Annotated in this window: 8 protein-coding genes; 4 read left to right on the top strand and 4 right to left on the bottom strand. The window is 72.0% G+C overall.

The genetic code is table 11. The features are described from left to right. Positions 1-78 precede the first annotated feature (78 nt). From QI554_RS09165 to QI554_RS09150, 4 genes are all read right to left on the bottom strand, one after another. A complete protein-coding gene (locus QI554_RS09165; protein ID WP_281467878.1) occupies positions 79-516 on the bottom strand; it encodes an SDR family oxidoreductase in 438 nt (145 codons plus the stop codon). Between the two features lie 78 nt (positions 517-594). After that, positions 595-1,551 (bottom strand): COX15/CtaA family protein, encoded by a 957-nt coding sequence (locus tag QI554_RS09160; RefSeq protein ID WP_281467876.1) that lies wholly within the window; start codon positions 1,549-1,551, stop codon positions 595-597. Between the two features lie 65 nt (positions 1,552-1,616). Next, positions 1,617-2,342 carry an ABC transporter permease gene (locus QI554_RS09155; RefSeq protein ID WP_281467922.1) on the bottom strand — a complete coding sequence of 242 codons (726 nt, stop codon included), beginning with the start codon at positions 2,340-2,342 and terminating at the stop codon, positions 1,617-1,619. Positions 2,343-2,395: 53 nt separating this feature from the next. Beyond that, positions 2,396-3,325 carry an ABC transporter ATP-binding protein gene (locus QI554_RS09150; protein ID WP_281467874.1) on the bottom strand — a complete coding sequence of 310 codons (930 nt, stop codon included), beginning with the start codon at positions 3,323-3,325 and terminating at the stop codon, positions 2,396-2,398. A 186-nt stretch (positions 3,326-3,511) separates the two neighbouring features. On the opposite strand from QI554_RS09150, the gene QI554_RS09145 reads away from it, so the two are divergent. Genes QI554_RS09145 through QI554_RS09130 form a run of 4 tightly spaced genes read left to right on the top strand, consistent with a single transcriptional unit; the run spans position 3,512 to position 7,197 of the window. Beyond that, entirely contained in the window at positions 3,512-4,234 is a 723-nt protein-coding gene (locus tag QI554_RS09145; protein WP_425527941.1) for a helix-turn-helix transcriptional regulator, read from the top strand. Continuing rightward, a complete protein-coding gene (gene sufB / locus QI554_RS09140; RefSeq protein WP_281467872.1) occupies positions 4,231-5,643 on the top strand; it encodes a Fe-S cluster assembly protein SufB in 1,413 nt (470 codons plus the stop codon). The genes QI554_RS09145 and sufB overlap by 4 nt, the downstream gene beginning before the upstream one ends. A gap of 16 nt (positions 5,644-5,659) precedes the next feature. Next, positions 5,660-6,880, top strand: coding sequence for a Fe-S cluster assembly protein SufD (sufD, locus tag QI554_RS09135; RefSeq protein ID WP_281467871.1), 1,221 nt, complete (start codon positions 5,660-5,662; stop codon positions 6,878-6,880). Then, positions 6,880-7,197, top strand: a complete 318-nt coding sequence (locus tag QI554_RS09130; protein WP_281467869.1) for a non-heme iron oxygenase ferredoxin subunit — start codon at positions 6,880-6,882, stop codon at positions 7,195-7,197. Before sufD ends, QI554_RS09130 begins: the two co-directional genes overlap by 1 nt. Positions 7,198-7,203 lie beyond the last annotated feature (6 nt).

The raw sequence follows: 7,203 nt of genomic DNA, 5'->3' as shown, positions 1-7,203 counted from the left end.
CACCCCCCCCCCCCCCCCCCCCCCCCCCCCCCCCCCCCCCCCCCGCGCCCCCCCGGGGGCCCGCGCGCCGTTCCGGGGTCAGAGCGCCTCCGCCTGCAACCTCGGCGCGCGGGCCGGCGGGTATCGGTGCGGAGGATCGGGCGGGCGCCGGCTCCACGGCCAGGCGGTGTCCAGCGCGCTCCCGAACGCGCCCGCCCCGGCGTTCGCGACCACCCCGTCCAGGCGTCCGAACCGGGTCGCCGTCTCGGTGACGGCCTCGCTCAGCGCCGCCGCGTCGGTGACGTCGAGCTTGTGGGCGAGCAGGCGTCCGCGCTGGTCGGCGGGCAAGGCGGCGCGCAGCGCGTCGAGGTCCGCTCCCCCACGCCCGCACACGGCGACGAACGCGCCTTCGGCGAGCAGCAGCCGCGTGACCGCCGCGCCGATGCCGCGGCTGCCGCCGGTGACGTAGTAGGCACGGTCGCGCAGTTCGAGGTCCACGGTGTCGTCCCGTCGCCGGTGCGGGTGGCGTGCGGTCAAGTCCTATACAAGGCCGTGGAGCAGCCCGGCCACCAGGACGTCGTGCGTGGCGCGCGACGTCGAGTAGTCCGCGGTGCGTCAGTAGATGGTCGCGGCGACCGGCTCCTCGGCCGGTGCGGGCACCTCGGCGTCCTCGCCCGCCGGGGCGTCGGCCTCGTCGCGGGTGCGCAGCCCGAACAGGATGCGGGTCGTGGTGACGACCACCAGGCTCGCGCCGAGCATGTGCAGCGAGACCTGCCACTTGGGCAGCCCGTTGAAGTACTGCGTGTAGCCGATGAGGCCCTGCGGGATCAGCACGCCGAGCAGCCACCACACGCGGTGCTGCGCGTCCTTGGGCGCGTCGGTGACGCGGAGCGCCAGTGCGAGCGCGACGGCCGCGCCGAGCAGCAGGAACGCGAGGTCGGCGTGCAGCCACGCCATCTGGTCGACGTTGACGTCGAAGCGGCGGGCCTTCTCGTCGCCCGCGTGCGGGCCGGACCCGGTGACCACGGTGCCGACGACGAGCAGCGCGGCGAGCACCGCCACGGTGCCCGCGCCGAACAGCCGGATCTCGTTGCGCACGAGCGGGCGCACGGGGGCGTAGCCCTCGCCGGAACGCTCGTACAGCGCCACCGCCGAGGCGATCATGAACATCGACAGCAGCATGTGGCTCGCGACCGCGGCCGGGTGCAGGTCGGTCAGCACGGTGATGCCGCCGAGCACCGCCTGCCCGAGGATCGCGCACAGCTGGAACGCCGCCAGGTAGCGGATCTCCTTGCGGACCGGCCGGTGCCGCCACGCGACGACGATGGCCGCGACCGCGATGGCGCCGACCACGTAGGTCAGCATGCGGTTGCCGAACTCGATGTACGTGTTGATCGAGCTCGCCTCGTGCGGCGTCCACTGCGTGTCGTTGCAGCGCGGCCAGGTGTCGCAGCCGAGCCCGGAGCCGGTCAGCCGGACCAGGCCGCCGGTGATGACGATGCCGACCTGGGCGACGAGGTTGGCGAGGAACACGCGACGCGCGAGCGGCGACACGGCGGACGGCGAACTCATGCCCGACAGCGTACGTTGTGAACGCGTTCACTAAGTACGCGGGGGCCGCCGCGCCCGACCGCCCGTCACTCCCAGCGGAAGAACCGCGCCGCCAGCCCCAGTCCGAGCACCGCCCACACCACGAGGATCCCGGCGTCCGCCCACGGCATCGACGCGCCGTGCTGGAGGACGTCCCGCAGGCCGTCGGACAGCGCCGCGATCGGCGTCAGGTTCAGGACCGCCTCGACGCCGCCGGGGAACTTGTCGAGCGGGACGATCACCCCGCCGCCGACCAGCAACAGGACGAACACCAGGTTCGCCGCCGCGAGCGTCGCCTCGGCGCGCAGCGTGCCCGCCATCAGCAGGCCGAGGCCCGAGAACGCCGCGGTGCCGAGCACGAGCAGCAGGACGACCGCGAGCGGGTTGCCGTGCGGCGACCAGCCGAGCGAGAACGCGATCGCGGTCAGCAGCGCCACCTGGAGCGCCTCGACGACCAGCACGCAGCCCGTCTTGGCGACCATCAGCCCCCAGCGCGGCAGCGGTGTGGCGCCGAGCCGCTTGAGGACGCCGTACCGCCGCTCGAAGCCGGTCGCGATGGCCTGCCCGGTGAACGCGGTGGACAGCACGGCGAGCGCGAGCATGCCGGGCGCGAGGAAGTCGACGCGCTTCTGGCCGTGCAGTTCGCCGACGTCGACCACGTCGACGGCGCTGAACAGCACCAGCAGCAGCGTCGGGATGACGACGGTCAGCAGCAGCTGCTCACCGTTGCGCAGCAGCATCTTCGTCTCGAGCGCGGTCTGCGCCGCGATCATGCGGCCCAGCGGCGCGGCGCCGGGGTCCGGCGTGAAGGTACCCGTGGTGGTGGTCACGCCCGCAGCTCCCGCCCGGTCAGTTCGAGGAACACGTCTTCGAGGGTCCGCCGTTCGACGGTCAGCTTCTCGGGCATGACGCCGTGCTGCGCGCACCACGAGGTGACGGTGGCGAGCAGCTGCGGGTCGATGTCGCCCTCGACGCGGTACGAGCCGCGCGCCACCTCGAACGCCTTCGCGCCCTCGGGCAGCGCGGCCACCATCGCGGTCAGGTCGAGCCCGGGCGGGCCGGCGAAGCGCAGCGAGTTCTCCGCGCCGTCGCGGCACAGCGCCTCGGGGGACCCGGAGGCGATGACCCGGCCGCGGTCGACGATGTGCACGTCGTCGGCGAGCTGCTCGGCCTCGTCCATGAAGTGCGTGGTCAGCACCACGGTCACGCCGTCGGCGCGCAGGTCGCCGACCAGGTCCCAGGTGGCGCGCCGGGCCTGCGGGTCCAGGCCCGCGGTCGGCTCGTCGAGGAACACCAGCTCGGGGCGGCCGACGACGGCGAGCGCGAGCGCGAGGCGCTGCTGCTGGCCGCCGGACAGCCGGCGGTAGGTGGTGCGGCCGCACGAGCCCAGGCCCAGTCGCTCGACGAGCATCGGGACGTCGAGCGGGTTGGCGTGCAGCTTGGCGACGTGCCGCAGCATCTCCTCGGCGCGCGCGCCCGCGTACACGCCGCCGGACTGGAGCATGACGCCCACGCGGGGCCGCAGCCGCTCGCCGTCCACGGCCGGGTCGAGCCCGAGCACCCGCACGGTGCCGCCGTCGGCGCGCCGGTAGCCCTCGCACACCTCGATGGTGGTGGTCTTGCCGGCCCCGTTGGGTCCGAGGACCGCGGTGACCGAGCCGCGCTCGACGGTGAGGCCGAGCCCGTCCACGGCCGTCTTGTCGCCGTACGTCTTGACCAGCCCGACGATCTCGACGGCCGGCTGCGGGGAGTCCATGGCCGAACAGTCTAGGTAGCGTCCCGTGCGGGTTTCGCCGCATGCCCCGCAACCCCCGCCGCAAGCGTCACCGACCGACTACTTTGCGCCATCCGGGGAGGTCATCGCCGCATTAGGCAGCCCTAAGTGATCGACCGCACGCGGGGCGGATTCGCCTTCGGGAACCATTAACGCAACAATGGCGTTGTGAAATACGTGCGCGAGGACTCGGAGGACCAGGGGCGGGCTGCCGCCGTTGGTCCGAACGCGCCCGAGTCCGACGCGCACGCGGGCACCCGCAACCGGGTCGCCCGGTCCATCCTCGTGCACGGTCCGTCCACCGCGGCTGATCTCGCCGAGCGCCTCGACCTCACCGCCGCGGCGGTGCGTCGTCACCTCGACGCACTGCTCGCCGACGGTGTGATCGAAGCCCGGCAGCAGCGGGTGTACGGTCACCGCGGACGGGGTCGCCCCGCCAAGGTGTTCGGGCTCACGGACGCCGGCCGCGGGTCGTTCCACCAGGAGTACGACGTCCTGGCCGCCGACGCCCTGCACTTCCTCGCGGAGGTCGCGGGCGAGGACGCGGTCCTGGCGTTCGCCCGCTCCCGGGTCGCCGCCCTCGAGACCAAGTACCTTCCGGTCGTCGAGCAGGCCCCCGAGGGCAAACGGGCCGAGGCGCTGGCCGAGGCGCTGTCCGCCGATGGGTACGCCGCGAACGCGCGGCAGACTCCCGGCGGAGAGCAGCTCTGCCAGCACCACTGTCCGGTGGCGCACGTCGCCGAGCGCTTCCCGCAGCTGTGCGAGGCCGAGACCGAGGTGTTCGCGCGCCTCCTCGGCACCCACGTGCAGCGGCTGGCGACGCTCGCGCACGGCGACGGCGTCTGCACCACGCACGTACCGAAGAACGTCACCGGGAGGAACCCCGCATGACCACCGAAGCTCGCCCCGAGCTCGACGGCCTGGGCACGTATGAATACGGCTGGGCCGACACGGACGTCGCGGGTGCCAACGCCCGCCGCGGCCTGTCGGAAGAGGTCGTCCGGGACATCTCAGCCAAGAAGAACGAGCCGGAGTGGATGCTCAAGCTCCGGCTGAAGGGCCTGCGCCTCTTCGACAAGAAGCCCATGCCGACGTGGGGCTCCGACCTCTCCGGCATCGACTTCGACAACATCAAGTACTTCGTGCGGTCGACGGAGAAGCAGGCGGAGTCCTGGGAGGACCTGCCCGAGGACATCAAGAACACCTACGACCGGCTCGGCATCCCCGAGGCGGAGAAGCAGCGCCTGGTCGCGGGCGTCGCCGCGCAGTACGAGTCCGAGGTCGTCTACCACCAGATCCGCGAGGACCTGGAGGAGCAGGGCGTCATCTTCCTGGACACCGACACGGGCCTGCGCGAGCACCCGGAGATCTTCCAGGAGTACTTCGGCTCGGTGATCCCGGTCGGCGACAACAAGTTCGCGGCGCTGAACACCGCGGTGTGGTCGGGCGGCTCCTTCATCTACGTGCCGAAGGGCGTGCACGTGGAGATCCCGCTGCAGGCCTACTTCCGGATCAACACCGAGAACATGGGCCAGTTCGAGCGCACGCTGATCATCGCCGACGAGGGCTCGTACGTGCACTACGTCGAGGGCTGCACGGCGCCGATCTACTCGTCGGACTCGCTGCACTCCGCGGTCGTCGAGATCGTCGTGAAGAAGAACGCCCGCGTGCGGTACACGACCATCCAGAACTGGTCGAACAACGTCTACAACCTGGTCACCAAGCGCGCCGTCGCGCACGAGGGCGCGACCATGGAGTGGATCGACGGCAACATCGGTTCCAAGGTGACGATGAAGTACCCGGCCGTGTGGCTGCTGGGCGAGCACGCGAAGGGCGAGACCCTGTCGATCGCCTTCGCGGGCGAGGGCCAGCACCAGGACGCCGGATCGAAGATGGTGCACTGCGCGCCGAACACGTCGTCCAACATCGTGTCCAAGTCGGTGGCGCGCGGCGGCGGCCGCACGTCGTACCGCGGTCTCGTGCAGATCGAGGACGGCGCGAAGGGCTCGACGTCGTCGGTCAAGTGCGACGCCCTGCTGGTCGACACGATCAGCCGCTCGGACACGTACCCGTACGTGGACGTGCGCGAGGACGACGTGTCGATGGGCCACGAGGCGACCGTCTCGAAGGTCTCCGAGGACCAGCTGTTCTACCTCATGAGCCGCGGTATGACCGAGGACGAGGCGATGGCGATGATCGTGCGCGGCTTCGTCGAGCCGATCGCCCGCGAACTCCCCATGGAGTACGCCCTCGAGCTGAACCGCCTGATCGAGCTGCAGATGGAAGGGGCTGTGGGCTAGCAGCCCGCGAACACCTATGGCAAGCGCAACTAACTCCGGTAGCACGACGGCCGGTTCCATCGCCGTGCGCGAGGCCGGGGCCCCGGGCGAGCTCGCGGGTCCCGGCACCGGTCGCATGGTCAGCCAGCCGGCCGACGCGCGCCAGGTCGCGACCGCGTCGTACGACGTGAACGACTTCGCGGTGCCGCACGGCCGCGAGGAGGACTGGCGGTTCACCCCGCTCGAGCGGCTGCGCGGTCTGCACGACGGCACCTTCACGACGGTCGGCTCGCCGACCGTCGAGGTCGACGCCCCCGCGGGCGTCGTCGTCGAGACCGTGGGCCGCGACGACGCGCGCCTGGGCAAGGCCGGCACGCCGGTCGACCGGGTCGCGGCGCAGGCCTACTCGTCGTTCGAGAAGGCCACCGTGGTGACCTTCCCCAAGGAACTCGCCCCGGGCGAGCCGGTCGTCGTGCGCACGCGCGGCGAGGGCGCCACGGGCTTCGGGCACCTGATCGTCGACGTGGGCCGGTTCGCCGAGGCCGTGGTCGTGCTCGACCACGGCGGCAAGGCGACCTACGCCGACAACGTCGAGTTCCTCGTGGGCGACGGCGCGAAGCTGACCGTCGTCTCCGTGCAGGACTGGGACGCGGGCTCCGTGCACCTGGGCCACCACGTCGCCCGCGTGGGCCGCGACGCGACGTTCAAGTCGGTCACGGTGACGCTCGGCGGCGACGTCGTGCGGCTGTTCCCGCGCGTGGTCTTCGACGCGCCGGGCGGCGACGTCGAGCTGTACGGCGTGTACTTCGCCGACGCGGGCCAGCACCTGGAGCACCGCCTGTTCGTCGACCACGACGTGCCGCGCTGCCGCAGCCGGGTCGCGTACAAGGGCGCCCTGCAGGGCGCCGACGCGCGCACCGTGTGGATCGGCGACGTGCTGATCCGCGCCGCCGCGGAGGGCACCGACACGTACGAGCTGAACCGCAACCTGCTGCTGACCGAGGGCGCCCGCGCCGACTCGGTGCCGAACCTCGAGATCGAGACCGGCGAGATCGCCGGCGCCGGACACGCCAGCGCCACCGGCCGGTTCGACGACGAGCAGCTGTTCTACCTCCAGGCCCGCGGCATCCCCGCCGACGAGGCCCGGCGCTTGGTCGTGCGCGGCTTCTTCGCCGAGGTCATCGCGCAGATCGACCTGCCGGAGCTGCGCGAGCGGCTGATGGAGCGCATCGAGGCGGAGCTGGAGGCGAGCGTCTGATGGCGTTTCAACTGGCGTGCGCCGAGGCTGAGCTGAGCGAGGACACCCCCCACCGGGTGGTCCTCGACGGCGTCGCGGTGACGCTCGTGCGCACCGAGGGCGAGGTGTACGCGATCAACGACGTGTGCAGCCACGCCAACGTGTCGCTGTCCGAGGGCGAGGTCGAGGACTGCGCGATCGAGTGCTGGCTGCACGGCTCGCGTTTCGACCTGCGCACCGGCCGCCCGTCGGGGCCCCCGGCGAACGTGCCGGTCCCCGTCTACCCCGTGAAGATCGAGGCCGACAACGTGTATGTCGACCTGAACCAGGAGTCCTGAGTCCGT

Source organism: Yinghuangia seranimata (assembly GCF_029953285.1).
Lineage (GTDB): Bacteria > Actinomycetota > Actinomycetes > Streptomycetales > Streptomycetaceae > Yinghuangia > Yinghuangia seranimata.
This window is presented reverse-complemented; position numbering and strand designations above follow the sequence as displayed.

Bases quoted from the DNA above. Each gene is read 5' to 3' on its own strand.
- QI554_RS09160 (WP_281467876.1), bottom strand. From the start codon at position 1,551: ATGAGTTCGCCGTCCGCCGTGTCGCCGCTCGCGCGTCGCGTGTTCCTC.
- QI554_RS09155 (WP_281467922.1), bottom strand. From the start codon at position 2,342: ATGATCGCGGCGCAGACCGCGCTCGAGACGAAGATGCTGCTGCGCAAC.
- QI554_RS09150 (WP_281467874.1), bottom strand. From the start codon at position 3,325: ATGGACTCCCCGCAGCCGGCCGTCGAGATCGTCGGGCTGGTCAAGACG.
- sufB (WP_281467872.1), top strand. From the start codon at position 4,231: ATGACCACCGAAGCTCGCCCCGAGCTCGACGGCCTGGGCACGTATGAA.
- sufD (WP_281467871.1), top strand. From the start codon at position 5,660: ATGGCAAGCGCAACTAACTCCGGTAGCACGACGGCCGGTTCCATCGCC.
- QI554_RS09130 (WP_281467869.1), top strand. From the start codon at position 6,880: ATGGCGTTTCAACTGGCGTGCGCCGAGGCTGAGCTGAGCGAGGACACC.